The following is a 24,369-nucleotide window of genomic DNA, read 5'->3' as shown; positions in this document are numbered from 1 at the left end:
TTCATAATTTCATTAACTCCTCTTGTATTTGACCTAGCTTTAAAATATGGCAGCTTGTTAAGTCATCTTTAATCAACTCTAAATTTAAGCTATCTAATTTAGCGTCTCGCTCTGTTAAAATTAAAACTAAGGTATGGATACCGCGACTTCTTAAATAATTTATTAATCTTTTTCTAGGTTCGTCCCAACACAAAAATATACAAATACAACCGCTTAGCAGAGAGATTTTCTTCATTAAAACTGAGGTGAGGGAGTCAAAAACTTTATCCTGACAGGCACCGACGGAGGCGAGAATTTCTAGCATTTTATCAGTAGAGTTTAGCCCTCTACCAAAGGTAAAACAATAAGCTTCTTGAACTACAAACATCAAATCCAATAAGGATTCTTGAGTCTGAACTTCATAGGATAATGAAGCAGCGATTGAAATTGCCTCTTCTAAAATTTCACTGTACTTTACACTTTGAAATGTATCCAAAATTAGGGCGTGCCTCACAAAAAATTCATCCTGTTCTTCTTTAACCATTGGCTTACCTGCTTTTGCCCAACTTTTCCAGTGAATTTTTCGTAGCGGATCTCCCGGTCGATAATCCCGCAGAGACCTAAATTCCTCGGAATCTCCTACGGATGAAGCTAATGTTACGCCACCTGATTGATATCTTCTTGAGCCAGGAAGCTGAATTGGTGGTAAATGATATAGTTTGGGTAAAATTAACATAGATTGGGGCAAGGAATTTGTTTTACAAGCATTCCAAATCCCAAAAGGATCTGACCTAGTAACTGTTAGACCACTGAGGCGGATAACACCTCTGCAGGACGGCGTGATTTCACCTACCACTTCTGTTTTGCTATTGGGTGGAAGAGGAGGCAATTCTATGACTTTAGCTGTGGCGCATTGTTTTCTATAAATCAGCCACAGCCAACGATAATAGCCGAAGTATTTATCCAATGAAGTGCGCTGTTCTTCACCCGGTTCAGGTGTTTCTATAAATTCTTGAAAACTTGGGAAGGTGTCGGCAAAATTTTCCCACAATTTCAGGTTATTTTGACTGTGGCTAGTTTTGTTATGAATGAGTATACGGTATTTTAAAGTGACTCCAACAGTTGCAAACTTTGGCAAAAACCGTACTGCATTGAAGCGGAAGCGAAAAAATTTACTAAAAATTATGGCTATTCCTATAATTGACAACAGGAAAGTAAAGATTTGATAAGTCACAGTCTGATTAGTATCTAATCCTAAAATTCCCGCTAAAAGCGTGCAGCTAAGCACTGCTAACCCATTGTTGGTCAATCGCTTCTTTCGCGAGCGATTTACACGCGCACAGAAGCGAAAAATAGCGTAGAAAAAACGTTTCATTTTTTAGGCGGGTACAGGAATAGATTTGATAATTTCTTCAACTACACCTGGGGCCATTCTACCAGAAAAACGCGCTTGAGGTTCCATTACTAGGCGATGAGCGATGACTGATACCGCCTGTTCTTGAATATGTTCTGGCGTAACAAACTCATAGCCATCGAACAAAGCTAATGCTTGAGCAACTTTCATTAAAGCTATGGAAGCTCTGGGACTCGCCCCTAGTTGTACGCCTTCGGCTGAGCGAGTTGCATTCACGATATCTACGAGGTAACGTTTCAATTCTTCACTAATCCTAACTTGCTTTACCTGCTGTTTTAAGCTAATTAAATCCTCTAAATTAACGCAGGTTTGAAGTGTATCAATAGGATGTTGATGGATTTGGTCTCCGAGCAGGTTAACTTCGTCTTCTGGCGAGATGTAGCCTAGACTAAATTGAACGGCAAAGCGATCCATTTGGGCTTCAGGAAGTGGATAAGTGCCACGAGATTCTACTGGATTTTGAGTAGCAATGACAAAAAATGGGTCTTTAAGTTTGTGTAAATTTCCGTCAATGCTGACTTGAAATTCGGCCATTGCTTCTAGGAGGGCGGATTGGGTTCGCGGTGATGACCGATTGATTTCGTCAGCCAAGACAATATTAGCAAAAATAGGCCCTTCGTGGAAATGAAACGTGCGTTGATTGGGGTCGAGCATGGATATGCCCAAGATATCGGATGGCAAAAGGTCAGGTGTAAATTGAATGCGTTTAAAGCTGACATCGACAGATAAGGCTAGGGCTTTAGCTAGGGTAGTTTTACCTGTACCGGGATAATCTTCTAGGAGGACGTGCCCGCCACTCACAAAGGCTGACAGCAATTTCCTGATTGCTGCTGATTGCCCTTTCACCACTTTTTGAATGTTGTTGGAAATCCTTTGATAAATTTCTCTGCCCGACTGAGCGTGATTTTCTGTAATTGCTTTATCCATTATTTATTGTGTTCGTAGCGTCCGGTTACTGTCCCGCTGATTGGCTTCGCTAGATTTAACTATTTACAGCATTTTTCCAATATGTATAAGTTTTTAAACCAATACTTTTTTGATTTTCATTATATATCTCATCCAAACACCTGAAAAGAGCTAAAGCGTAATTTTTCAATCCCAACTCTGTCAAACTTGTGAGAATCCTAGTCAGCCGCAGGTAGTTGTGATTAAATTGTTCAATCCACTCTCTTTTCCTTGACAAATATTCTGGGGACTTGGCAATTACAATTTCTGCGTTTTCCCCTTCGCGGCATTCCAACCCGTAAAACCCCAGCATGACTTTTAGAGATTTGACTAAGCGACTTCTTAACTCTTCACTTGTTCTAAAAGCTTGAATAACCTCATCATTTAAAGTAGGAGCACTGGAATTAAAGCGGCTCTTTTCTCTCAGCGGAAACAGCCATTGAATGTAATTGTGCACGGATTCCAGCTTCTGGTAATCCCACGACCAAATATCCTCGATCGCCCGACCTTGTGAATCAGGCTGCTGGCCGAGATAGAATGCTAAAATTTTGTTTTGTTTGGTTGAATTACTCATTAATCCCTTTACGGGCGGGCAGGATGCCCACCCCACAATAAAATTTAATTTTTCTGTGGAACAGGCATCCTGCCTGTTCTGGAAAATGGTGCAATATCTGAATTTTAACTGACTTTAGGCTGTTAGGCAGGGGTTTAAACCCCTGGCTGCTTCGCCCGCTTTACCGCAGAGTCACAAACTCTTCACCAGTCGATGGGTGAATGCCAATAGTCGCGTCGAAGTCTTTCTTCGTAGCTCCCATATTAACAGCGATCGCCATTCCTTGAATAATCTCCCCCGCGTCTTTCCCAACCATGTGCACGCCCAAAACTCTGTCCGTATTAGTCTCAACAACTAACTTGACAAAAGTCTTCTCATCTGCACCTGTCAAAGAATGAAACATCGGTCTAAACTTGGCTGTATAGCACTTAATTGATTCGGGAAACTTGGCTTTAGCCTCCTCTTCTGTTAAGCCAACTGTAGCTGCTTCCGGCTGGGAAAATACCGCTGACGGGACATTTTCGTGAGTGATTGCTCTCGGATTGTTGCCAAATTCAGTATCTGCAAAAGCGCGTCCTTCGGCGATCGCAATTGGCGTTAAATTGATGCGGTTGGTGCAATCTCCGACTGCAAAAATGTGCTGCTGACTGGTGCGGCTGTCTTTGGTAACGGCGATCGCACCTTTATCGGTTTCTACCCCCGCATTTTCTAAACCCAATTTTTCTAAATTTGGTAAGCGCCCGGTAGCGGACAAAAGCGCGTCTACTATTAGCGTTCCTTCGGATTTTCCCGACAGAGTTAATTTTAAACCTTCTGGGGTTTTCTCAATGTGGTTGATCGAGCTTTCTGTCAAAATGTTTATTCCGTGCTTACTCATTCCTTCTTGCACGTTAGCGCGAATTTCTTCGTCGAAGTAGTGCAGTATTTGATCGCGCCGGATGATTTGAGTTACTTGGCTTCCCAACCCGTTCATAATGCAAGCAAATTCGACACCGATGTAGCCGCCACCCCAAATTGCCAACCGTTTTGGCTGCTCTTTTAGTAGGAAGATTTCGCGAGACGTAATCGCGTGTTCGATGCCGACAATTGGGACTCTTTGCGCTTCTCCGCCCACTGCAATTAAGATTTTAGCTGCGGTAAATTTTTTGTCACCAACTTCGACGGTATGGGGGTCAATAAATTTGGCGTATCCTGAGATTAATTCGACTCCGGCTTTTTCAAGAAAGCTGATGTGCAGTTTGCTCAGCCGCCGCACTTCTGTGTCTACCGTGGTGACGAGTTTTTCCCAATCAAAGCTGCTTTCAACTGGACTCCAACCGTAGCCCACCGCATCTTCGTAAAGGTGCGAAAATGTTGAGGCGTACACCATGAGTTTTTTGGGGACACAGCCGCGAATTACGCAGGTTCCGCCTACTAAGTCATTTTCGGCGATCGCCACTTTTGCGCCGTAGGATGCTGCTCGCTTGGAACTCGCCAATCCGCCGGAACCCGCACCTATCACAAACAAATCGTAATCGTATGTCATAATTGTATTTACCTAAAATCTCCAACTTACCAAGTTTACGCTTAAATTTTCTTAATGATAGCTCAAAAATTTTGCCTTTAAGAACTTCTGATCGCTACATACATAGCTAATTGAGGGGTAAAAAAACGGGGGACTAGCCGATATTTGGTTATAGGATAGCCCCAAAATGCCATCTGTGATGAAAAGTTTAGCCGTATAAGAGCAGGTGGCCTCACTCGGGAGCATCTCATATTTGTAAAAAAACTTCTTCTAGCTCCCTCCTTCTTCCTCTTTCCTACTGCCTTCTGCCTCCTGCCTCCTGCCTCAAAACTCCAATTTCTAGCTTGGCTGAAAAAGTGAGATGCTCCCCCTCACTCAACCCTACCTGCTTACTGGTATTGTCAGATTCGTTAACTCTGCCCCTACTTTGACTCGGTAGATTGAGCTGGCTCTGTATTCTGATCCTTTGACGCTGTATCATCTGGTTTTTGGATTTGCTTGAGATGAATCTCATTCACCTGATTGATAAAGTTTTCTATTGCCATTTTTGTCATTTGTTGATGTTGGGCTGCGTCGGCTACATCATAGCAACGATAAGCTGGAGTCACTCCTAATACAAATTTCTCCTGTTCCGCTTCTAACAATTCCACAGCCGTGTTAGCAGAAATCCAATTCTCCTGAAAAGGAAAGGAGGTAACTATACTGGCGACTATCGAGGCGACAGCGGGACAAATTACGGGCAGCCATTTGAGCAAAGATTGACCTGGTTCCAATTTGTCTACCAATACTAAAATTGGTGTGACTCCCGAGAAAATCACGGTTGCCAACTGGAAAGTATAGTAAATATTTCTCGAAGTCTCTCTGGTGTTTTTATAGTCGTCAATCAACTCCTGGCAATATCGTAAAGCCTTTTCTCTCACCGGGGTAATCGAATTGTTATCCGAAACATTATTCGGATTTAAGAGGTAATTATATAGTTCCGCTTTTCTTCGGATTTCTAACTGATTAGCATTATTCCTAGAGTTGTGAGCCAATTGCCTATTGGTCAGGAAGAGAAAAATAAAACTAGAGAGAAAAACCGATCCCAAAATAACGATAAGTTGATTGTCTGGAAAAACTCTGGTAAGGAGGCACGCACCCACAAAAGCGGCTATGGATAAATACTCAACAATTTTCAGGAAAGATAACATTTGTGGACTCGATGAGACTGTATTGGAAATCTCGGTCTGGTTTGTATCCGCAGAAGTAGTCATTGGTTTGTACTCTGTTTGGCGATCGGACACAAGTTTAGCCTATTTGGGTGTCTATTTCACCCAAGCCCTGTCAACTTGGTGAAGAAGGCCCTGAAACCCTTGAAAAGTTGTTGATGGCGATCTTTAAATATTCCTTGTATAACAGTAGATGACCAATAAACTGGGTTTATTGGTCATCGCCAACGGGTAGGATGAGGTAAAGCAGGGCGAGCGTATTTTGACAGTAGTTGCCATAAGCACCCTACAGAGAGAGTCAATCGATTTTAGATTTTAGATTTTAGATTTTAGATTTTAGCATTGACCCCACGGATAAATTCGGGGGTTCCTTTATCGGATACAGGTTTTTTATTTCTGGACGCATGAATCCGGGGACTTGTATCCTGGATGCTTTCGGTCACTGCATAAATAGTATAGATTTTTTGGCTCTGCTGAATTTATGTATGATTTTGCCTGTAGGGATAATTCTAAGTCCTTACACCGTCAGCGGTGGGGCAATCACGGGGGGATTTCCCCTACAAATTTTATACCCCATTCAGCAACGCCGATTTTTGTTTCCACTCCGACTTTACCTCCCAGTTGGTGTCAAAGTATTCACTTTGATTTGAATATAGATTTTCTGTTCATTAGCATCGAAACAGCCGTCACCCCGATCGCCAAAACCGATGGGAAGTGTTAGCTTAGTAGTTAGTTGTGTCGATCGCACAGAAAAAAAATGCCTGAACTACAAACCGATACATACCAAGACCTCGACCCGCAAGTCCTCTCAAAGCCCGTTGTTGTCGGTCTGGAAGAGGTAACAAAAGTTTACGGGATTGGCGACCTGGAAGTTCGCGCCTTAAACGGCGTCAGCTTGACCGTAAGACAAGGAGAATATTGCTCGATTATGGGCGCATCGGGTTCCGGCAAATCTACAGCTATGAATATTATCGGCTGTCTCGATCGACCTACGAGCGGCAGTTACTACTTAGACGGCGTAGATGTCGCCCAAATGCCCGAATCAGAATTAGCCGGAATTCGCAATTTAAAATTAGGTTTTGTCTTCCAACAATTTCACCTGTTGCCTCAATTGACAGCCTTAGAAAATGTCATGTTACCGATGGTATATGCCGGCATTCCCGCAGCAGAAAGACGCGAACGCGGAGTAGATGCTTTAACGAAAGTAGGCCTGGAAAGTCGCCTGCAAAACAGACCGAATCAACTATCAGGAGGACAGCAGCAGCGCGTAGCCATCGCCAGGGCTATTGTCAACCGTCCCGTGTTGTTGCTGGCTGATGAACCTACAGGTGCATTGGATACAAAAACTACTCAAGAAGTAATGGATATTTTTACAGAATTCAACGAAAGCGGCATGACTGTTGTTATGGTAACGCACGAACCGGAAGTAGCGCGCCAAACTCGCCGCGTTGTCTGGTTCCGGGACGGTCAAGTTATTCACAATAATCTCAACCCGGAAGAGCTTTCACACGCGGTATTTTAGTATAAAAGTCCGCCAAAAGCGAACAGAAAATTCGGCGATTGAAATCGCTTCTAGACAAACAAAGTCCGCCTACGCGGACTGAAGAATCAAGAAAGTATTATTTCTATCCAAGAGGGCTTTAGCTATTAGACAGGGGTTTTCAACCCCTGGCGGACTAATACACAAAACGCCAGATATCTGCTTAATGAAAAGCACTGGGAAAAGCTTCCCAAACTCGATCGACAAAATCTCTAAGTTGCCGAGATGCGATCGCACCATCCTTTTTTTCAGCATCCAGAGAGTGCAACTCAGTCAACAGTGAAATTACCTCAGTATCAAAAGCCTCCCGAAACAAGCTCAGCGGCCAAAGCAAATCAGCACCATCCCGCAAATCCGATAAAGTGTATTCTGCCGATAAATCTTTCCCCCACGCCGATACAACTAACATCAAAGGGCGCACCCAACAAACTTGACGTGCCTCAACCACTTGGATCACCTCGGAATGGAGGCACGCATCTCCACATTCTAAACTGACAATTTGACCGGGCTTAAAGTTCAAAGCAAAACCCATAGATTCTGACATTGCATAGCAAAAAATTACCACTGTATTCAACAGTCGTAACAAATATTATAGCACTTTTTAGTAATATGAGATGCGTGATTGGTCATTGGTGATTACTAGCTGACTTACCTCACTTACTTGAGAACAACTGACAACTGACAACTGACAACTAACAACTTTCATCAAGCTTTTTAAGATCCATTTCGAGCTGGGCACTCAACAATCGTGCTTCTTTTTTACCACCGCCACCATTGGCATAATCCGCCACGCAAATCGGAGCACCGATCGCAATTTTTACCTGACAACCCCATTGAGGAATGCGCGGGCGATAGCGGATACTCATCGGTACAATTTTCACCCCCAAACCCGGTTTGCTCAACTCTGCTTGCATTGCCAAACGCGCCAATCCAGGCTTAATCGGGTGAACTTCGCCATCCTGAAAAATACCGCCTTCGGGAAAAATCACCAACATTTCTTTGTCGAGGAGTAGTTCCACGCCGTAACGGAGACTGCCAATTGCCGGATGCTTGAGATCCACAGCAAACCCCCCCAAATTTCTGATGAACCAACCTTGCAGTCCTTTCACTTCATCAGCAGTTACCATAAACCGCAAATCGCGTCCAGTCACCATCTGTCCCGTTGAATAAGGCATCATCAGGGCATCCCACCGGGAGCGGTGCGTAGGGGCTAAGATGACAGGCCCGTCTTTCGGCAAGTGCTCCTGTCCGGTTATCTCAATCTTGCCAAAATGAAACGGTAGGACAACATAGTGACCTAGCGGATAGAGCAAGGAGGTTAACCAAGGAGAAACGCGAGAGGTATTAGATGCTACCTTGGCAGGCATGGGCTTCACTAGAGATGATTTACTGGACTCAACGGCGATCGTGGCGGTGTGGCGCATAGCAATTAAGCTGCCTTATCGAAATATAAAGTCTAAAGTAAGTTGTTGGACAAATCTTTAGTTTTTGGCTCAGGACAGTTTTGCTATTGGCCTTGTGCAGATCGAGCGATCGCGCCCGCAAGAGATAATCTGTCACAGGTAAAACCTCAGCCAACCGGACAGCACTAATGCAGAGCAGTCGGCCGCCTGGAAAGCTTGATCGGGCAATTACGGATCTATTATTTCAGTTAAAGGATCAATTTCAATTAAACATCGCCCCGAAGAGAGTAAAAAATTTTACCGGTTAATTTTTCCGGCGTGCTTCAAACCAAGAAAGCAACTGCTCGCGGCAAACAGACTCCATAATACCGCCGAGCACCTCTAATCGGTGACACGAATGCGCGCTATCTGGAATATTAGCCGCAGTCCGAATCGTGCCAGTTTTCGGATCATCTGCTCCGTATACCAGCAGACCAATCCGAGCTTGGACGATCGCACCCGCGCACATCGGGCAAGGTTCCAGCGTTACGTAGAGTGTGCATTGGTTAAGATGCCAGTCTTGCAAAACTTTGCCGGCCGCCCGCAAAGCCAAGATTTCAGCGTGAGCAGTCGGATCGCAATCTCGCTCTCGCCGATTTTGCGCTTCGGCAATCAATTTGCCAGTACCGTCAACAATTGCAGCACCCACGGGTACTTCACCAGCATCACCGGCTGCTTGCGCCAGTTCCACAGCCCTAGTCATCCAGCGTTTGTGAATAAAATAAGTAGTCTCACTAATAGCCAACGGCTCAGCTTTATAATTCACGTCATACCTAAGTTACAGAAAAACTTAAGATCGATATAGAAAGTTACATTACAGCTTAATCGAGAGTCTTTAATTATGGACACCACTACGATTACCACTGAAATTGTTGAGCTGTTGTGCCGCATTAGTCGGCAAAAGCTGCGCGAACAAGATATCACTCCTTTGGTAGTGTTTCTGACTGCTCTGATTTCCATCCTGCGCGGAGTGATGATTATTGACAGGACGATCGCAGTTGAAGAAGAAGAACGGCTGCAAAAGACTCTCAAAGCCTTTGCCAGCGGCGACCGCGATCGGATCGAACTAATTCAGCGCCTTGTCAAAGGAGTATCGAAACAGCAGGTTTACTTCAACCCCACGGAATTGCTAACCCTGACAGCTTTGTTCTCAGAATCTGAAAAACTGTTGCTCATCGGTTCCGGCTACGAAATGTCAGCGGCCGACGGACACATCGATATGCGGGAGCAAATGTACTTACAGTCGATCGCAAATCGGCTCGGCCTCGACTCCAGACACATTGCAGTCATAGACACTTTATTTACTAAAGAAGGAACCCTCGACTCAGAAGCTTTTGCCGAAGTTAAAGCTTTACTCGATCCCAGCGAATTCGAGTCCCGCGATCCGGTATTTGGCAAAGCAGCAAAGCACTTGCTGAGTATTTTACTCCGCCAATAATCCAGCCCCTATAATTTTTTGGGCAGTACAAAGTAGTGAGAGAGGATTTCGAGGATTTGACGCTGTTTCCAATTGAGATGGGAATTGGGCGCTCTTACCCTCAAAAACCGGGTTGGTTAACCCCTACCAAGAGCGCTGCACGGCGTATGTTGGTGAAAAACCTGGTTTCTGCCTAAGTCCCGCTTTATTTTTTTGGCAAGAGTCGATCGACCCTTGTATCCCATTGAACCGAATCCCTCTAAAATCTAAAAGCGACTTGTCGCTGCCTTGATTGACTCAGCTCAATCTCCAATCTCAAATTGATTGATTATGCAAATTGAATGGCAAACCGCCAAAACCTACGAAGACATTCTGTATCACAAAAGTGGTGGCACCGCCAAAATTACCATCAATCGACCTCACAAACGGAACGCTTTCCGTCCCAAAACCGTGCAGGAACTGTGCGATGCCTTTACTGATGCCCGTGAAGACACAAAAATCGGCGTTGTCCTTTTCACCGGTGCCGGGCCTCATACAGACGGCAAATACGCCTTTTGCGCCGGCGGCGACCAAAGCGTGCGGGGTTCGGCGGGATATGTAGACGAAGGTGGCATACCCCGCTTGAACGTGCTCGACTTGCAGAAGTTGATTCGATCTATGCCCAAAGTTGTAATTGCTTTAGTTGCAGGCTACGCAATTGGAGGGGGTCACGTTCTGCACTTAATTTGCGATTTGACGATCGCTGCTGACAATGCTATTTTCGGACAGACCGGCCCCAAAGTCGGCAGTTTCGACGGTGGTTTCGGAGCTAGCTATCTCGCCAGAGTAGTCGGCCAGAAGAAAGCCAGAGAAATTTGGTTTTTGTGTCGCCAGTACAGCGCGCAGCAAGCCCTAGAAATGGGTTTAGTCAACTGCGTCGTGCCCGTCGAACAACTAGAAATAGAAGGGATTCAGTGGGCTGCGGAAATCCTCGAAAAAAGTCCGATCGCGATTCGCTGCTTGAAATCCGCTTTTAATGCCGACTGCGACGGTCAAGCCGGTTTGCAAGAACTGGCGGGAAATGCCACTTTGCTGTACTATATGACGCAGGAAGGCGCCGAAGGCAAACAAGCCTTTTTAGAAAAACGGCAACCTGATTTTAGTCAATATCCTTGGCTGCCATAGCTGGATGGAGAAATCAGTTTTTTTTATGCGCTCATATTAAAGTAGATGCTGCTGAGTTTTATGAGTTAGTAAAGCCAAATGCACGCGCTCGTCCAAAAGTGTCAGTATGGATACCAGTTCCCAAAAAGAATGAAACTGCTTTGCCAGATCCAAACCATGATAGTCATCAGTGATTCCCCAATCGAAAATTGACAATCGAAAATGGTATGAGCTGTCCTGCTGCAGACTAACTAGACCGAGAATGCTGCAGCGGATTTTTCGGTTAAGGTTGTGCCTGTAAGCTGGCCGGCATGGCGATCGGAAAGAGTGACGGTGGCATCCTGCAGCGTCAGAGTCGATTCTTGCCACAGTCCAATTTCTTCTATGTTTTCCCAAGATGACCTAAAAGGCGAAACCGCTAAAGCACAAGCTTTCCACTGACTTTGAACCGGGCCGCCTAGTAAAGCGCAAACACCCCCGCGTCTGCCTTCAGGGGTATAGTGACGGCAGTGACCACAAGCTGAAGTTAAAGGTGAAGTTAAGGAGGTTTGCATAAAAGTTCTTAGGGAAATCATTTTCATCTCTAATTCTCCCTTGCAGAGCTAGTCTGCCTTAGAGCCTCCCAACCTTTATGCTGTCTGGGTTGTAGCGATCCCCGGAGCATAATTAAATTTTATAATTTATTTATAATCTCGTTATATATAGAAACAATTAGCTCGGTCGTTGCTCATTGTATAGGTAAAAACCCAGGTTAAAAGTTTATAAAGCCGTTAGGGATCAAGAAAAAGTACAAATGCCCAACCAGTATGAGAGGTTACAAATAAGCGGTAGCAGAGAATACAAAAATTGGCTGAGAGTGTCGGTAAGCAGCCTCCGGGAAACAGCAACAATTGAGTTTTCCACTGAAAATGAAAAATAGCTGCCGACGCGCGAGCCCCTGTTGCATTGACGCCAAAAGTAGCTAATCATAAAATAGGCAAGTTTTCAACCTTCATGTTTATCTCTACAATCAACATATTAAAATTAATTCAGAGGCGGTAGGAGTTTTGCTAATGAGTAAGCGTTCTTCGGTTGAATCCCCAAATCATCAATCCTCTTCAACCCCAATCAACCCTGCTTTGCAAGCAGTCCTGGGGAGTCTAGATGTAAACCTAGAAGCAGAACTGACAACATACAGAAGGCACAGGAGGCGCGCCGAACAGTGGGTGTCGCCCTCAGTTCGTACCGGCAAGCAAACAGCCACAACCGAGCAACAGCTAGCCCAAAATTTGCCGCCAGAGACTGCGGAGGAAACCCAGCAGCCCCTATCGCTGCCGCTATCCCTTGCCGGCACTCAGGGCGATGCCCCGCTAGCAACTACCAGGGGTGGCACAAAATTATCTAGCAGTGCCTTCGCACCCAACAAGTATCTCGAATCAAGCGAAAAACTGATCGAAAGTTTGGACGAGTCAAAAGCTGAGCCTACAGTAGAACGCAGTTTAGCCGCCAGTTTGTTAACTCCCTTGGGACTGAGTTCGATGCTGCTGTTTTTGCTGTCATGCACAGCTTTGGGCTACGCAGTCATGTACCCGTCAAATCTAGTTAAGATGGCCGGCCTGAACCGTTTGCTCGATCGCACCTCACCCTCTCCCAGCGACAGTCCCGCCTCTACTGCCATCTCAGATAGCAGCACCAAAGAACTACCGAAAGCACCAAATCTGGTATCCAAGGAATTTGTCGAGCTAGATTTGAGCACTCTCAGCAATGTCAAGCCGACAGTCAGCCCGATTCCTTCCCCGTCACCCAAAGCATCAATCCCCCCAACTCCGCCAGCGCCTCCGGGCCCCAGCGGGGCTGTGCCGATTCCTACAGAAGACGGCAACCCGGCCAGAGGCAGGGAACAAGGACTCAACAATCTGAGCACGGCTTTGCTTCCCACTCCCAGCCCCAGCGCCGCCCAGCCTGTGCCGACACTGCCGACACTGCCTCCAACACCCTCCCCAGCCCAGCCTGCAGCCACATCCCCGGCGACAGCATCCCCAGCCGCCACCTCCCCAGCCGCCGCATCCCCGGCGACAGCATCCCCAGCCGCCACACCCCCGCTGGGAAGGCCTGCACGGGCTGCCGACGGTTTCTATTACGTTGTCACCGATTACACAGACGAAAAATCGCTGCAGCAAGCCAGAACCGCAGTTCCCGATGCCTACGTGCGGAACTTCTCAAAGGGTGTCAAGATCCAAATGGGGGCTTTGAACGATGCTGCCTCAGCAGAACGTTTGGTGAAAGAACTCCAAGAAAAAGGGGTGAAGCCACAATACTATCAACCATAAATTAGGCAAAGACAATTAAACTAATGATCGGGGAGTAGGTTGGGCCCAGGCACGAACCCTCGGTTTCGCTTCACCCAACATTTGCTCAGTTTTGATGGGTAATGCTCGCGCCCTACCCATCCTAAAAATAATCATGACGACCTAACTTAGAGGGAATTAAAATTTCACAATTAAAAATTAAAAAGACGATTGATAAGTATTCATTTTTAATTTTTAATGGTGATTTCTCTGTCTTAATTCTAAAGTTTAAAATTGGGAGACTGGCAAAATGGGATTATTCGATCGCCTATGGCGAGTGATTCGAGCCAATATTAACAGTTTGGTCGGCGCAGCAGAAGACCCAGAAAAAATTCTGGAACAGGCTGTAATGGATATGCAGGAAGATTTAGTGCAGCTCAGACAAGCTGTGGCAGGAGCGATTGCAGCTCAAAAACGCACTGAACGCCAGTGCTCCCAAGCTGAGTCTACAGCAGCAGAATGGCATCAGCGGGCGCAGCTAGCTTTGCAAAAAGGCGAGGAAAATTTGGCGCGGGAAGCTCTGACGCGCAAGAAATCTTATCAAGAAACGGCAACGGCGATGAAAGCCAGTCTGGATCAGCAATCGGCTGTTGTGAGTAAACTTAAAGAAAATATGCGGGCGCTCGAAAGTAAAATTTCCGAGGCAAAATCTAAAAAAGATATGTACATTGCCCGAGCTCGATCGGCTGCATCGTCGGAAAGGCTGCAAGAAATGATGGGCAATCTCAGTACCGGCAGCGCTTTGAGCGCGTTTGAACGGATGGAAGAGAAAGTCATGCAGCTAGAAGCTCGCTCCGAAGCAATCGCAGAACTCGGAACTAATGATTTAGAAAAGAAGTTTCTCTCTCTCGAAGGTGCCGACGATGTGGATACCGAGTTGGCGGCGATGAAAGCACAAATGCTTCCGGGCAACAATACACCCAAATTGCCGTCGAGCGAGCCGCCCGCATCCTGAACCCCGGCAACAGAACAAGAGTCGGGACGAGCAAAAACTTCTCAACAGCCTAGCTAGAGATGGCTCGAAGCCTGTTGGGGAATTCCCGGATCGAAGTTAAACTCAATAGGTAGGTGCATGAATAAGCTTGCCTGCATCACATTACTCGATCGCTTTAAACTGGATTTATCTGTCTGCAAAAATTGCCAAAAACTAAATCGCACTAAAAATCTGACCAGAGTGAATTTCACAACTGCGGGCTAGGGCTATCAAGCCTGCTTGCCGCCTACTTCGTACACCTCATTCAGGAAAAATAGCATTATGGGATTATTTGACCGCATTAGCCGAGTCGTCAAAGCCAATCTTAACGATCTGGTCAATAAAGCTGAAGACCCGGAAAAGATTTTAGAACAGTCCGTTACGGATATGCAGGAAGACTTGGTGCAGTTGCGTCAGGCCGTTGCCAGCGCGATCGCCACTCAAAAGCGCACCCAGACTCAGTACAATCAAGCTGAATCTCAGTCTAACCAGTGGCAGCAGCGCGCTCAGCTAGCCCTGCAAAAAGGAGACGAGACTTTGGCCAGGGAAGCGCTGGTTCGCAAAAAGTCTCACGCTGAAACGGCGGCTACCCTGAAAGCCAGTCTGGATCAGCAATCGGCTCAGGTGGAAAGTCTCAAGCGCAACTTGATCGGTTTGGAGAGCAAAATTTCCGAAGCTAAGACTAAGAAGGATATGCTCAAAGCAAGGATATCCGCTGCTAAGGCTCAGGAACAGCTCAACAATACCATTGGCACCTTGAATACTGGCAGTTCAATGGCGGCTTTCGATCGCATGGAAGAAAAAGTTTTGCAGATTGAAGCTCGCGCGGGGGCTTCGGCAGAATTGGCCGCCGGCGGCAGCAATTTAGAGGAACAGTTCCGCTTGCTCGAAAGCGGCGGTGATGTTGACGACGAGTTGGCTCAGATGAAAGCTCAACTGACCGGGGGTTCTGTGTCTCAAGGTCAATTGCCTGCAGCGGGTAAAACGGCAGCAGCTAGTAGCTCGGAGTCGAGCCCGGTGATTGATGCTGAGTTGGAAGAATTGCGATCGCAGCTCAATAAAATGTAGTAATCTGTATCAAAATTTACCTATTTCTGAGATCGCAGGTTTGATAAAATTCTCCGCCGACCTACAGGACTAGCTTGGGAGGTCGGAGTTTTTTTGACTAATTCTTCTATGCACAAAGTAGGAATTATGTCAACTATATTTATATTGATTTAAGGAATTAAGTGTTTAAAAAGTGATAGAGTAATTTTATTCCTTGCAAGATGGCTAGCTTGGGAGGTCAATCGATTTGAGATTTTAGATTTGAGATTTTAGATTAAAGAATTGAAGCATTGGCCCCACGGATAAATTCCGGGGGCAAGTTTCATCGGATACAGGTTTTTTATTTCTGGACAGATGAATCACGTGGCGGGTATCCTGGATGCTTTCGGTCGGAGTTTTTTTCAGTAATTGTTAAGTACACAAACTAGAGTTGCTGTCAACTATCTTCATATTGAGTTAAGGAATTAATTGTTTAAAAAGTGATAGAGTGGTTTTATTCCTTGCAATTGCGTCGGTCTCGCCCGCTCGTAAGTGTAAATAACTATCAAATATGGCTAATCTGTCATGCCCGTGCAATCTTCTAGAGGCTTTTGTAAAATCAAGTTTTTCAAGGCATTAGCGCTTGGTTTTTCAATGGCAGCTATTTGCCCCGCACTGCTATCAGCTCTAAGTCTTGGCGAGTCGATGGTTGCTACCGACTCAGGGGTGCAAGCGCCAATTTTGCATGAGAATTTACCGTCTCAATTCAAACTAGATCAAGAAACAGCAGACGATCGCGATCGGCTTCGTGATTTATACTCGGGTTCAGAATTAGATAGAGACACTACAGAGCAAGAAAATAGCATCCCGGAGTTCGATCAATCAACCCAAAGTGAGGCCCCAGAAACTATCCCTCCATTGCCGAACCGAGGAGAAAACAGACACGAATTTCCGATTCCCAACCCGCGGCTGCCAAATCCGGCTCCCCTCCCGTAACCCGCGCCGCCAGCGCCCTTGCTTTCAGCCGAACAGCTTTTGCCGCCTGCTGTTCCCGCGCCGGCACAGCCTGCAGAATTGCTAAGATTGCGGGTACGATAAAAGTCGCTCGATTTGAAGTAGTTGGCAGTTGACTTACCGCGAGCCGATCGTGCAAAATCCGAGAAGAGAAATTGCCATCGGTATTGGTACCAGCAGGCGAGAAAGCGATACATCTTTGCTGGGAAAGGATTTTCCGCTGTCGCCGGAAGCAGATAATCGGGGTAGACATCCGGTTGCGGTGCTGAGGCTGTTTCAGGATTTTACTCAGAGGGGAGAGAGATGTCTTGGCGGCGCGATCGCAGTTTTGTCAGGGAGTGGCAGCATTTGGCGCTACGGTGAGCAGCAGCAGCCCTGACAGTCGATTTTTGATTTGGCGGGGTCAATTGCAGTACGTGCGGTTGTTGGTTCCTGAGAGGCTGCTGCGGGTGCGATCGGATGTGGAATTGGCTGGGGCAGAGCTTTTGTCGATCGAACCATTGGGTATAGGGGGCTCAGACACATTGCGGGGCTACCGTCAATCGATTTTAGATTTTAGATTTTAGATTTTAGATTGACTTGCGCGAGATAAATGCGGGGGCTCTTCTGATTTTAGATTTTCGATTTTGGATTGATTCCACGGATAAATCACGTGGCGGGTACCACCTTTGAAATTCCTGGTCAGGAGGCTTTGCTGGCCGATAGCGGGATTTGTGATTCAGCCGAGTTGCGGTATCCGATGCAAGCGCACCCGCGACAACCAAGGAGTTTTGCAGGTGACGGCGTTTGTGGATTTTGGCAATGTTTGGAATCCCAGGGAAAGCGCGGTTTTGGAAGCGAATACTTTGCTGTCAGCGGGATTGGGCTTGCGGTGACTGTACGGCGAGAGGTGGAATAATCGCGAAGGCTGGGGAATTCCTGTGATTGATATTAAGTCGAGTAATACCAATTTTTTATGAGGCCCCGTAGAATCTGATCCCCCCTAACCCCCCGCCGGAGGGGGGGACAAGATTCTTCTCAAAGTCAACCCCTACTCCCCAACAACCAGGGGGATTTAGGGGGAGCGAGATATGTGCAACTTCACATTAAATTGGTATAACAGGAGTTTACAAGAGCGCGCGCTGTATTTTTCTGTATAATTCAAACATTTTTAGGAAAAGAGTCGTTTTGCCCTTGGCGGAACTGAGCAATTCCGCTATATAGTAATAAGTATCATTTGGCACTCATCTGTAGATGCCAAGAGTGTATTTTACTGATAATCTTTAAATTAAACTATGTCTAAGGTGCGGTTGTTGCTTTTAAGTTCTTTTGCTTCCGGTTTTGGGCTTTGCTCAATCATTTTGGCGATGTTTACGATGACTTCCAGGCTGTCGTTTACGTCTTTTTTTACATTTGTTTTAACTTTGGTGTTTTTTGGAATTAATCTGCTTTTTGCTTTGCATTATTATACATCGCTTACTAAGCAATTGAGTGTTAAAAATAAAAGGAAAGCGAGAATTTAGCGGTTGTGAAGCAGAAGCGGAAAAAGGCATGGATAGTTTTTTATGGAATTTGAATGGAATCCAGACAAAGCGACACTAAATGTTGAGAAGCATGGTGTTTCCTTTCAAGAAGCCACAACCATATTTAATGACCAGGAATTTCTTGATGGTACCCGCCACGTGATTTATCCGTGGAATCAATCCCAAATCGAAAATCCTCAAGCCCGCCGCATTTATCCGTGGGGTCGCCTCTAAAATCTAAAATCTAAAATCTAAAATCGATTGACCCGCTATCTGTAACTTTTCCCGATCCTCAGCATTCCATCGGAGAAAGCCGGTACGTTATTATTGGTATATCCAGGTAGGGACAACTTTTAATTGTTGCATACACCGATCGAGGAGAAAAAGTAAGAATCATCAGTGCCAGAAAAGCTACCCGCCAGGAGCAGAGGTTTTATGAAGAAGGATATTGAGAACGAAATGGAAGACGAATTACTTGCTGAGTATGACTTTGCTCAGATGAAAGGAGGTGTTAAAGGCAAGTATGTTGAGCAATATCGTGCAGGGACAAACTTGGTGCTTTTAGACCCCGATATTGCCCAAGCTTTTCCTAATGATGCAGCAGTGAATGACGCATTGAGGATGTTAATCAAAATTGCACAGCGCCAACAGTCAAATCCTGCGGTGCAGCGCAGCCACGAAGGATCTCAACTTTGAGAAGGCGATGTCAGGAGATTGTGCGATCGCCCATATTATTTATTTATTTGCCCAAAAAGCGATCGCCTCTGGGTTGAGACAATTATCTAGCTGTCAGCCATAATTATTTAAGGTCTAATTATTTAGGAGGTGCGATCGTGGTTATAACTCAAACCAACCCGCCAAATCTTCCCGATGCGACAAAGACTCGCTTTACTCCAGATGAATACCGGGCGATCGAGGAAACTGCTGAAGAACGTCACGAATACTGTAACGGAGAGATTATCGCTATGCCAGGAGGTTCCCCCCCTCACAGCCGTATTACCGTAGACATTACGACTTTTCTTAACGTGGCTGTGCGAGACACAAATTTTCAAATCTATAACGGCGATCTACGCATTTGGATTCCTAGCTTCAATCATGGAACTTATCCCGATGTTATGGTCGTCAATGGTGAACCGGAATTCAATGGCGATCGCACGGATGAAATTCTCAATCCTTTACTGATTGTGGAAGTTCTTTCGCCATCTACGGAAGCTTACGATCGAGGTGAAAAGTTCCGAAAATATCGCTCTCTTGCTAGTTTTTGTGAATATTTGCTGGTGAGTCAAGCTGAACCATATATTGAGCAATATTATAATGGCGATCGCCAAAGTAGTGATCGTTGGCAATGGCAAGTTTGCGATCGGCTCGATCGGGCGATCGTCCTGCACAGTTTAAATATAGAACTTCCGATGTCGGAAGTCTATCGCCGCATTAGTTTTTAAGGGGTATTTTTTCGAGTTTGAAAGGGATTGTGTTTAACTAGAAATATAAGTTTAGGAAAAGCTATGGCTACTCTAATTCAAAACGCTACAGAAAACCAACTTGAAACACCAGCGGATAAAAAAATCTGGACTGATGCCGAATTCATGGCACTCAACCGAGACGGACACCGGTATGAGATTGTAAATGGAGAACTAATTGACATGGGAAATTCGGGTGCAAAACACGGTTATGTTTGCAGTATATTGATGATTTTGCTAGGTGGTTATGTCCACATTCAAAAGCTAGGCGCGATGTTCGACTCTAGCACTGCTTTTAAAATGAAATCAGGAAACAAGCGATCGCCCGATGTTTCCTTCATGGCAAAAGAACGCCTGCAAGGGCTAGATGATCTCCCCGATGGCTTTCTAGAAGGTGCGCCGGATCTTGCCGTAGAAATCCTTTCTCCTGGCAATACAGTGGCAGAAATTCACGACAAACTCGTAGAATATTTCGAGAATGGGGCGCGTTTAGTCTGGGTGATTCATCCTCAAGAACAGTATGTGTTAGTTTATCGATCGTCCCAAGAACCCGATCGCCTGCTTAAGTCCGTTAACTCCCTCGATGGGGAAGAAATCGTCCCCGGCTTTACTCTTGCGATTGCCGAGTTATTTCAAAAACTGGCTTTTTAATGAAAGTGCGATCGGACTCTGGAAAATGGCGAGTAGTATTGATAATTTAACTTAGACAGCTAGTAAGACCGAATCCGAAAATTGCGGGTAATCAGCTAGTAATATAAAACTAAATTCTAGGAGGCTATAACGATGACAAACATATCCAACGAACAAACAGCGATCGTCCGTACAGAAAGAGGACTGTCCATCGCAGGTACGCGCATCACCATCTACGACATCATGGACTATGTGACGGCTCAATATCCGCCTAAGTTTATCAGGGGATTGTTTGACCTTACAGAGGAACAAATTAATGCGGCTTTAACTTATATTGAGGCAAATCGAGCTGATGTTGAAGCTGAGTATCAAATGGTTCTTAAAGAAGCTGAAGAACTGCGGCTGTACTATGAAGAAAAAAATCGCGATCTCATTGCCCGAATTGCCGCCCAACCACCCAAACCTGGTGAAGAAGCTATTCGAGCCAAACTTCAAGCAGCAAAAGCCAAACTTAAGTCTCAGCCATGAATTTTTTAGTCGATCATAATTTGAGAGGACACGCCGTACTTCTCTCAGGTAGCATTGTGAGTAGTGGCTGGCTAGATTGGGTTCTCATTCGATTTATCACCTTTGATGAAATGAGCCTGCCGATCGATAGTGACGATCGGGTAGTTTGGCGGTTGGCTCAATCAAACCCGATGATTTTATTGACAGCGAATCGGAGTATGAAGGGCGATAACTCTCTGGAACAAGTGATGCGCGAGGAAATTACTTCTAAATCATTACCCGTGATTACTATTGGCGATGCCGATCGCTTGTTGAATGACTCTGAATATCGGCAGCGTTGTGCAATTCGTCTGGTTGAAATTGTGATTGATCTTAATACTTATATGGGTGTAAGTCGGCTTTTTATCCCATGAGGTTGGTCGAGATTGTTGAAGAAGTGCGATCGCACTCTATCATAACGTCATCAGCTAAAAATCCCAAAAGGAGATTGCTTTAATATGTTAACTAAATACATCCAAGCTGCGATGAAGCAAGCTAAGTATGAAATTTTCCCTGATGATGGGACTTTCTACGGAGAAATTCCTATCTGTGAGGGAGTCTATGCAAATGCTGTAAGTCTCGAAGCTTGTCGAGAAGAATTGCAAGAGGTATTGGAAGACTGGATTTTACTTGGTCTCACCCTGAAACTTCCTTTACCAGTTCTTGATAATATCGACCTGACAATTACTAAAGAAGTCGCCTGATGCCCCCTTTAAAACCAATCAAACGTCGAGACTTAATTTATTACCTAAAACAACTGGGATTTGACGGCCCCTATTCGGGAAAAAGGCATCAGTTCATGTTGAAAGATAACCTTCGCATTACCATCCCCAATCCTCATCAAGGTGATATCAGTGCCAACTTTTTAGCTAAAATTTTGGGACAGGCTAAAGTTGATATTAGTGATTGGGAAAACCTCTAATTTTTTGACTGCTATGTAAAAATAATTTTGTGGAGTCAGAAACCGGTTTTTTTTGCAAAATCGGGCGTGGGAATTCCGAGATTGTCGCAAAAACCCGGTTTCTTGGATTTTGGGTTTTCTCGTGGGTAGTCAGAAACCGGGTTTCTTCCTAAATCTGGGTGACGATGCGTAAATTATCGCAGAAACCCGGTTTCTTGGCCTCAACGCAGGTAAGTCCTGCTTCGGTTAAACTAAGGCTCTATAATACAACTATCCAATAGTTTTATAGGAACAAATGAGAGGGGTAAAACAACTATTCCTAAGCAGCTTTGCTATTATTACTTTGAGTTGGGTTTTGGGAACTCCCATTCAGAGGATACCAGAGGCGATCGCTCAAACACAAGTTCCCATGAGATTGCAACACGCGGAAGGAACTTATACCCTTACGGTGTCAGAAACCAATACCACAAAATCTGCTTATGGGGGTCAGTTGCGCCTCTATGACGTGCATATTGCCAAGATGTTTGAGGTGACATATTCGGACTGTCAGGAGATACCCAACGCTGGCGGTAGGACTTGGTATTACTTCGCTGGAAATGGTAAAATTGACATGGGGCAATTCAGAATCAACTGTCAATTGGCTAGCGATATTGCTAATACTTATGGTTTAGGGAAACCAGAGCGTACTGCGATCGAATATTCTCAGGGGGAGGCGGGGCGGCCAATATCGAGGACTCGTTCTATTCCAATTTTAGATATTACTGGTAATAAAATTCAGCGGTGGACGAATTTTGTGCAAGGGTTTCGCCCTCAGTCTGCTAATTCTGAAGGAGGTAATTCTCGATCGAGTATTTCTTTTCCAGTTCGTGAAATTCTATCGCAGATTGAAGGTAAGACAAGAGTACCAATTTTTCTCCCCAGTCAGCTTCCATTCTCAGAAAAAATTTACTTAAAAAACCGAGTAGAAACAAATGGCTATAGTGTTGACATGGGCCACATACCTAATTGCAGCAGTACGCCTTGCTATATCGGGAGTATCTCAGCAGAAAGAGGTGGAGAACCAGCCCAACCACCCCCTAGAGGATTCAGGAGTGAATTCAAAACCATTCAATTAGCCGGCAGAACACAAGGAGTTTTTTCTAATGGCTGCGGTGCTTACTGCACGGCCTTAGTTGAATGGCAGTATCAAGGCGTTTTGTATCGAGTAACGATGAAGAATGGGCGAGAGGAAACGCTAGTTCAAATAGCTAATTCTGCTATTGAAGCTGGGCCTCGCTAGTTAAAGGTGGATAACAGTGCGTCAGGGCAAGTCCTATTCTCCAATTGGAGATTTATTTTCCCTGACGCAGCGTAAAACTGCTATGTAAATAGAAAGCATATCAATTCTAAACTTTTAAGCCGGAAATTTCGCCTGCCAAACATTGTTTTTAATTTGTTCCTCTAATTCATTGACCACCCACATTACACTATGTTCGGGTTCGCTCAAAATAGATTTTTTAATGTCATGTAAAGAGTTGACTAAATCTTCACGCAAACGGGGCTTGTCTTCTTTAACTCCTTGCGTATAATCCCAATAATCCCAAGCGATTAAACCTATGGCAAGGGTAGGCTCAATCATACTGCCTAGTTTCGCAGAAAGAGCAGCTACAGCTTTACTACCTGCTTTAGCAGCAATTGTAGCCGTAATTTTAGCAGTTCCAGCAGCACCTACAAATCTTACTAAAGATACTTCATCTCCTCGTTCATTTTGTAGCCTAAAATTTATACCTTCTAAATATTTAACCCAGTCGGATTGGGGAATTGTATACATTTTTGGTACATCATCAAACTCCTTAGATAATTGTTCAATATAAAAATTAGCCGTATCGATTACTATGGTATGAAATTTCATCTCGGCTGAATTTGCTTGCAATACTCTCCTCGAAAATTCTCTTTGAATATTGTCATTTATGCTTTTGGCAATCTTTTCATTGACTATAGTCGGATTAAACCCATTCATAACATTCTCGCCTATATATTGAAAAAGAACACCAAATTCTTGCTGTTTCTGATTAAAATAATTAAAATACCAATTTAAAAAATCCGTATCAATTCGATTTATTAAATCAGCTTCCCACCGATTCAATTCATTGTTAGCATATTGTTTAGCACTTTGATTGGCACTGTTCACAGCTTTTTTGAAAGCTTCTTCTCTTCCACCAAAGGCCACTAGAGATTGAGTAACTTCTAGGGAGGGAGGAGAGGTTAATTCTGCCGCCAAAGCCTGACTCATAACTAATCGTCCCAGTAACGGGATGAATACAATTAGAATTATAATCGACCAAATAATGATACTAACTATCTTAGAAATTTTGACAATCCGCGATTTTTGAGTAGGTTCTTCAGTAAGCTGAGATTCACCAGATTCTTTAGCCTTCAACTCAATGGTCACTAATTCTTGAGCGCCCAAGACATCAGTTAATTTTTGATCTAGCTTTTTGGCAATCAACTGACGACCATAAGGTATTCCATTTGAATGACAAACAAGGTTATTCTTTTCGTCTAAAAACACCTGTCCTAAAATTTGCCCTTCGGGATGCTCTTGGCGAATAATTGCTCCTTTTTTTAAATTAGGAGTTCCTGGACGATCGCTCTGGAAATAACTGATAGCCTCCTCAAAGGTTATCCCCTCTAAAACTTCAGGTGTCCCCAGAATGCGTGGCAAACATTTATTAAATTCGCCAACTATCCGCTGCACATCCCCAGAAGTGAGTTTCTGCTCTCCTTGAGAGGCATCTTTGGCAAACCAGTTAAACGGTGTCATATTTCCTCCAGAGCATTTGATAACTTATAAACTTCTACTATA

General features: G+C 44.8%; 31 protein-coding genes. 19 read left to right on the top strand and 12 right to left on the bottom strand.

The window, feature by feature from the left end; genetic code table 11:
* Position 1: 1 nt before the first annotated feature.
* The 5 genes from QT990_RS06600 to QT990_RS06580 form a co-directional block, all read right to left on the bottom strand.
* Positions 2–1,354 (bottom strand): DUF58 domain-containing protein, encoded by a 1,353-nt coding sequence (locus QT990_RS06600; protein ID WP_333139334.1) that lies wholly within the window; start codon positions 1,352–1,354, stop codon positions 2–4.
* Positions 1,355–1,357: 3 nt separating this feature from the next.
* A complete protein-coding gene (locus QT990_RS06595; RefSeq protein ID WP_333139333.1) occupies positions 1,358–2,320 on the bottom strand; it encodes a MoxR family ATPase in 963 nt (320 codons plus the stop codon).
* A 55-nt stretch (positions 2,321–2,375) separates the two neighbouring features.
* Positions 2,376–2,912, bottom strand: a complete 537-nt coding sequence (locus tag QT990_RS06590) for an opioid growth factor receptor-related protein (protein ID WP_333139331.1) — start codon at positions 2,910–2,912, stop codon at positions 2,376–2,378.
* A gap of 160 nt (positions 2,913–3,072) precedes the next feature.
* On the bottom strand, positions 3,073–4,416 hold the full coding sequence (gor, locus tag QT990_RS06585; RefSeq protein ID WP_333139329.1) for a glutathione-disulfide reductase: 1,344 nt from the start codon (positions 4,414–4,416) through the stop codon (positions 3,073–3,075).
* A 401-nt stretch (positions 4,417–4,817) separates the two neighbouring features.
* Positions 4,818–5,429, bottom strand: coding sequence for a DUF4231 domain-containing protein (locus tag QT990_RS06580; protein WP_333465050.1), 612 nt, complete (start codon positions 5,427–5,429; stop codon positions 4,818–4,820).
* A gap of 655 nt (positions 5,430–6,084) precedes the next feature.
* On the opposite strand from QT990_RS06580, the gene QT990_RS06575 reads away from it, so the two are divergent.
* A complete protein-coding gene (locus tag QT990_RS06575; protein ID WP_333315438.1) occupies positions 6,085–6,324 on the top strand; it encodes a hypothetical protein in 240 nt (79 codons plus the stop codon).
* Between the two features lie 36 nt (positions 6,325–6,360).
* Positions 6,361–7,125 carry an ABC transporter ATP-binding protein gene (locus QT990_RS06570; RefSeq protein WP_333139323.1) on the top strand — a complete coding sequence of 255 codons (765 nt, stop codon included), beginning with the start codon at positions 6,361–6,363 and terminating at the stop codon, positions 7,123–7,125.
* Positions 7,126–7,306: 181 nt separating this feature from the next.
* Here the strand turns inward: QT990_RS06570 and QT990_RS06565 are convergent, their stop codons facing one another.
* The 3 genes from QT990_RS06565 to tadA all read right to left on the bottom strand — a co-directional run bounded on the left by QT990_RS06565 (position 7,307) and on the right by tadA (position 9,351).
* Entirely contained in the window at positions 7,307–7,687 is a 381-nt protein-coding gene (locus QT990_RS06565; RefSeq protein ID WP_333139321.1) for a hypothetical protein, read from the bottom strand.
* A 148-nt stretch (positions 7,688–7,835) separates the two neighbouring features.
* A complete protein-coding gene (locus tag QT990_RS06560) occupies positions 7,836–8,567 on the bottom strand; it encodes a lysophospholipid acyltransferase family protein (RefSeq protein WP_333300399.1) in 732 nt (243 codons plus the stop codon).
* A gap of 283 nt (positions 8,568–8,850) precedes the next feature.
* Complete coding sequence (gene tadA, locus QT990_RS06555) at positions 8,851–9,351, bottom strand: tRNA adenosine(34) deaminase TadA (RefSeq protein ID WP_333139317.1); 501 nt, start codon at positions 9,349–9,351, stop codon at positions 8,851–8,853.
* Positions 9,352–9,426: 75 nt separating this feature from the next.
* Here tadA and QT990_RS06550 point away from each other — a divergent pair, with 75 nt between their 5' ends.
* Positions 9,427–10,023 (top strand): TerB family tellurite resistance protein, encoded by a 597-nt coding sequence (locus QT990_RS06550; protein ID WP_333139315.1) that lies wholly within the window; start codon positions 9,427–9,429, stop codon positions 10,021–10,023.
* Between the two features lie 309 nt (positions 10,024–10,332).
* A complete protein-coding gene (menB, locus tag QT990_RS06545; protein ID WP_333139313.1) occupies positions 10,333–11,166 on the top strand; it encodes a 1,4-dihydroxy-2-naphthoyl-CoA synthase in 834 nt (277 codons plus the stop codon).
* 230 nt (positions 11,167–11,396) lie between these two features.
* Here the strand turns inward: menB and QT990_RS06540 are convergent, their stop codons facing one another.
* Positions 11,397–11,699 carry a hypothetical protein gene (locus tag QT990_RS06540; protein WP_333246404.1) on the bottom strand — a complete coding sequence of 101 codons (303 nt, stop codon included), beginning with the start codon at positions 11,697–11,699 and terminating at the stop codon, positions 11,397–11,399.
* 498 nt (positions 11,700–12,197) lie between these two features.
* Here QT990_RS06540 and QT990_RS06535 point away from each other — a divergent pair, with 498 nt between their 5' ends.
* Both QT990_RS06535 and QT990_RS06530 read left to right on the top strand, forming a co-directional pair.
* Positions 12,198–13,454 (top strand): hypothetical protein, encoded by a 1,257-nt coding sequence (locus QT990_RS06535; RefSeq protein WP_333139307.1) that lies wholly within the window; start codon positions 12,198–12,200, stop codon positions 13,452–13,454.
* A 268-nt stretch (positions 13,455–13,722) separates the two neighbouring features.
* Entirely contained in the window at positions 13,723–14,427 is a 705-nt protein-coding gene (locus tag QT990_RS06530; protein ID WP_333139304.1) for a PspA/IM30 family protein, read from the top strand.
* Positions 14,428–14,480: 53 nt separating this feature from the next.
* On the opposite strand, the gene QT990_RS06525 is transcribed toward QT990_RS06530, so the two are convergent.
* On the bottom strand, positions 14,481–14,657 hold the full coding sequence (locus QT990_RS06525; protein ID WP_333139302.1) for a hypothetical protein: 177 nt from the start codon (positions 14,655–14,657) through the stop codon (positions 14,481–14,483).
* A gap of 70 nt (positions 14,658–14,727) precedes the next feature.
* Here QT990_RS06525 and QT990_RS06520 point away from each other — a divergent pair, with 70 nt between their 5' ends.
* The gene (locus QT990_RS06520) at positions 14,728–15,513 is read left to right on the top strand and encodes a PspA/IM30 family protein (protein WP_006635936.1); all 786 of its coding nucleotides are present in this window, start codon (positions 14,728–14,730) and stop codon (positions 15,511–15,513) included.
* 865 nt (positions 15,514–16,378) lie between these two features.
* Here QT990_RS06520 and QT990_RS06515 read toward each other — a convergent pair.
* On the bottom strand, positions 16,379–16,738 hold the full coding sequence (locus QT990_RS06515; RefSeq protein WP_333465049.1) for a hypothetical protein: 360 nt from the start codon (positions 16,736–16,738) through the stop codon (positions 16,379–16,381).
* Between the two features lie 55 nt (positions 16,739–16,793).
* On the opposite strand from QT990_RS06515, the gene QT990_RS06510 reads away from it, so the two are divergent.
* The 12 genes from QT990_RS06510 (at position 16,794) to QT990_RS06455 (ending at position 22,803) form a co-directional block, all read left to right on the top strand.
* Positions 16,794–17,051 (top strand): ShlB/FhaC/HecB family hemolysin secretion/activation protein, encoded by a 258-nt coding sequence (locus QT990_RS06510; protein ID WP_333408920.1) that lies wholly within the window; start codon positions 16,794–16,796, stop codon positions 17,049–17,051.
* Positions 17,052–17,198: 147 nt separating this feature from the next.
* The gene (locus QT990_RS06505) at positions 17,199–17,360 is read left to right on the top strand and encodes a hypothetical protein (protein WP_333308155.1); all 162 of its coding nucleotides are present in this window, start codon (positions 17,199–17,201) and stop codon (positions 17,358–17,360) included.
* Between the two features lie 669 nt (positions 17,361–18,029).
* Entirely contained in the window at positions 18,030–18,221 is a 192-nt protein-coding gene (locus QT990_RS06500; RefSeq protein ID WP_333139291.1) for a hypothetical protein, read from the top strand.
* Between the two features lie 122 nt (positions 18,222–18,343).
* Positions 18,344–18,439, top strand: coding sequence for a BrnT family toxin (locus tag QT990_RS06495; protein ID WP_333139379.1), 96 nt, complete (start codon positions 18,344–18,346; stop codon positions 18,437–18,439).
* Positions 18,423–18,683, top strand: a complete 261-nt coding sequence (locus tag QT990_RS06490; RefSeq protein ID WP_333139289.1) for a hypothetical protein — start codon at positions 18,423–18,425, stop codon at positions 18,681–18,683. The genes QT990_RS06495 and QT990_RS06490 overlap by 17 nt, the downstream gene beginning before the upstream one ends.
* Before the next feature lie 137 nt (positions 18,684–18,820).
* Positions 18,821–19,429, top strand: a complete 609-nt coding sequence (locus QT990_RS06485) for a Uma2 family endonuclease (protein WP_333139287.1) — start codon at positions 18,821–18,823, stop codon at positions 19,427–19,429.
* Between the two features lie 63 nt (positions 19,430–19,492).
* A complete protein-coding gene (locus QT990_RS06480; RefSeq protein WP_333139286.1) occupies positions 19,493–20,098 on the top strand; it encodes a Uma2 family endonuclease in 606 nt (201 codons plus the stop codon).
* 132 nt (positions 20,099–20,230) lie between these two features.
* Positions 20,231–20,605: a DUF433 domain-containing protein gene (locus QT990_RS06475; RefSeq protein WP_333139284.1), complete on the top strand. Its 375-nt coding sequence runs from the start codon at positions 20,231–20,233 to the stop codon at positions 20,603–20,605.
* Entirely contained in the window at positions 20,602–20,997 is a 396-nt protein-coding gene (locus tag QT990_RS06470; protein WP_333139281.1) for an ACP S-malonyltransferase, read from the top strand. Before QT990_RS06475 ends, QT990_RS06470 begins: the two co-directional genes overlap by 4 nt.
* Positions 20,998–21,081: 84 nt before the next feature.
* Positions 21,082–21,327: a type II toxin-antitoxin system HicB family antitoxin gene (locus QT990_RS06465; RefSeq protein ID WP_333139279.1), complete on the top strand. Its 246-nt coding sequence runs from the start codon at positions 21,082–21,084 to the stop codon at positions 21,325–21,327.
* Positions 21,327–21,545, top strand: a complete 219-nt coding sequence (locus QT990_RS06460; protein WP_333139277.1) for a type II toxin-antitoxin system HicA family toxin — start codon at positions 21,327–21,329, stop codon at positions 21,543–21,545. Before QT990_RS06465 ends, QT990_RS06460 begins: the two co-directional genes overlap by 1 nt.
* A 274-nt stretch (positions 21,546–21,819) precedes the next feature.
* The gene (locus tag QT990_RS06455; RefSeq protein ID WP_333139275.1) at positions 21,820–22,803 is read left to right on the top strand and encodes a hypothetical protein; all 984 of its coding nucleotides are present in this window, start codon (positions 21,820–21,822) and stop codon (positions 22,801–22,803) included.
* 114 nt (positions 22,804–22,917) lie between these two features.
* On the opposite strand, the gene QT990_RS06450 is transcribed toward QT990_RS06455, so the two are convergent.
* Positions 22,918–24,327, bottom strand: a complete 1,410-nt coding sequence (locus tag QT990_RS06450) for a hypothetical protein (protein ID WP_333139273.1) — start codon at positions 24,325–24,327, stop codon at positions 22,918–22,920.
* Positions 24,328–24,369 lie beyond the last annotated feature (42 nt).

The organism is Microcoleus sp. T3_B1, from assembly GCF_036700445.1.
Taxonomy (GTDB): Bacteria; Cyanobacteriota; Cyanobacteriia; order Cyanobacteriales; family Microcoleaceae; genus Microcoleus.
Note: the sequence above shows the minus strand (reverse complement) of the source record. Positions and strands in the feature narration are given on the sequence as shown.

Bases quoted from the DNA above. Each gene is read 5' to 3' on its own strand.
- QT990_RS06600 (WP_333139334.1), bottom strand. From the start codon at position 1,354: ATGAAACGTTTTTTCTACGCTATTTTTCGCTTCTGTGCGCGTGTAAAT.
- QT990_RS06595 (WP_333139333.1), bottom strand. From the start codon at position 2,320: ATGGATAAAGCAATTACAGAAAATCACGCTCAGTCGGGCAGAGAAATT.
- QT990_RS06590 (WP_333139331.1), bottom strand. From the start codon at position 2,912: ATGAGTAATTCAACCAAACAAAACAAAATTTTAGCATTCTATCTCGGC.
- gor (WP_333139329.1), bottom strand. From the start codon at position 4,416: ATGACATACGATTACGATTTGTTTGTGATAGGTGCGGGTTCCGGCGGA.
- QT990_RS06575 (WP_333315438.1), top strand. From the start codon at position 6,085: ATGTATGATTTTGCCTGTAGGGATAATTCTAAGTCCTTACACCGTCAG.
- QT990_RS06570 (WP_333139323.1), top strand. From the start codon at position 6,361: ATGCCTGAACTACAAACCGATACATACCAAGACCTCGACCCGCAAGTC.
- QT990_RS06565 (WP_333139321.1), bottom strand. From the start codon at position 7,687: ATGTCAGAATCTATGGGTTTTGCTTTGAACTTTAAGCCCGGTCAAATT.
- QT990_RS06560 (WP_333300399.1), bottom strand. From the start codon at position 8,567: ATGCGCCACACCGCCACGATCGCCGTTGAGTCCAGTAAATCATCTCTA.
- QT990_RS06550 (WP_333139315.1), top strand. From the start codon at position 9,427: ATGGACACCACTACGATTACCACTGAAATTGTTGAGCTGTTGTGCCGC.
- menB (WP_333139313.1), top strand. From the start codon at position 10,333: ATGCAAATTGAATGGCAAACCGCCAAAACCTACGAAGACATTCTGTAT.
- QT990_RS06540 (WP_333246404.1), bottom strand. From the start codon at position 11,699: ATGCAAACCTCCTTAACTTCACCTTTAACTTCAGCTTGTGGTCACTGC.
- QT990_RS06535 (WP_333139307.1), top strand. From the start codon at position 12,198: ATGAGTAAGCGTTCTTCGGTTGAATCCCCAAATCATCAATCCTCTTCA.
- QT990_RS06530 (WP_333139304.1), top strand. From the start codon at position 13,723: ATGGGATTATTCGATCGCCTATGGCGAGTGATTCGAGCCAATATTAAC.
- QT990_RS06520 (WP_006635936.1), top strand. From the start codon at position 14,728: ATGGGATTATTTGACCGCATTAGCCGAGTCGTCAAAGCCAATCTTAAC.
- QT990_RS06515 (WP_333465049.1), bottom strand. From the start codon at position 16,738: ATGTCTACCCCGATTATCTGCTTCCGGCGACAGCGGAAAATCCTTTCC.
- QT990_RS06500 (WP_333139291.1), top strand. From the start codon at position 18,030: ATGGAATTTGAATGGAATCCAGACAAAGCGACACTAAATGTTGAGAAG.
- QT990_RS06490 (WP_333139289.1), top strand. From the start codon at position 18,423: ATGAAGAAGGATATTGAGAACGAAATGGAAGACGAATTACTTGCTGAG.
- QT990_RS06480 (WP_333139286.1), top strand. From the start codon at position 19,493: ATGGCTACTCTAATTCAAAACGCTACAGAAAACCAACTTGAAACACCA.
- QT990_RS06475 (WP_333139284.1), top strand. From the start codon at position 20,231: ATGACAAACATATCCAACGAACAAACAGCGATCGTCCGTACAGAAAGA.
- QT990_RS06470 (WP_333139281.1), top strand. From the start codon at position 20,602: ATGAATTTTTTAGTCGATCATAATTTGAGAGGACACGCCGTACTTCTC.
- QT990_RS06465 (WP_333139279.1), top strand. From the start codon at position 21,082: ATGTTAACTAAATACATCCAAGCTGCGATGAAGCAAGCTAAGTATGAA.
- QT990_RS06460 (WP_333139277.1), top strand. From the start codon at position 21,327: ATGCCCCCTTTAAAACCAATCAAACGTCGAGACTTAATTTATTACCTA.
- QT990_RS06455 (WP_333139275.1), top strand. From the start codon at position 21,820: ATGAGAGGGGTAAAACAACTATTCCTAAGCAGCTTTGCTATTATTACT.
- QT990_RS06450 (WP_333139273.1), bottom strand. From the start codon at position 24,327: ATGACACCGTTTAACTGGTTTGCCAAAGATGCCTCTCAAGGAGAGCAG.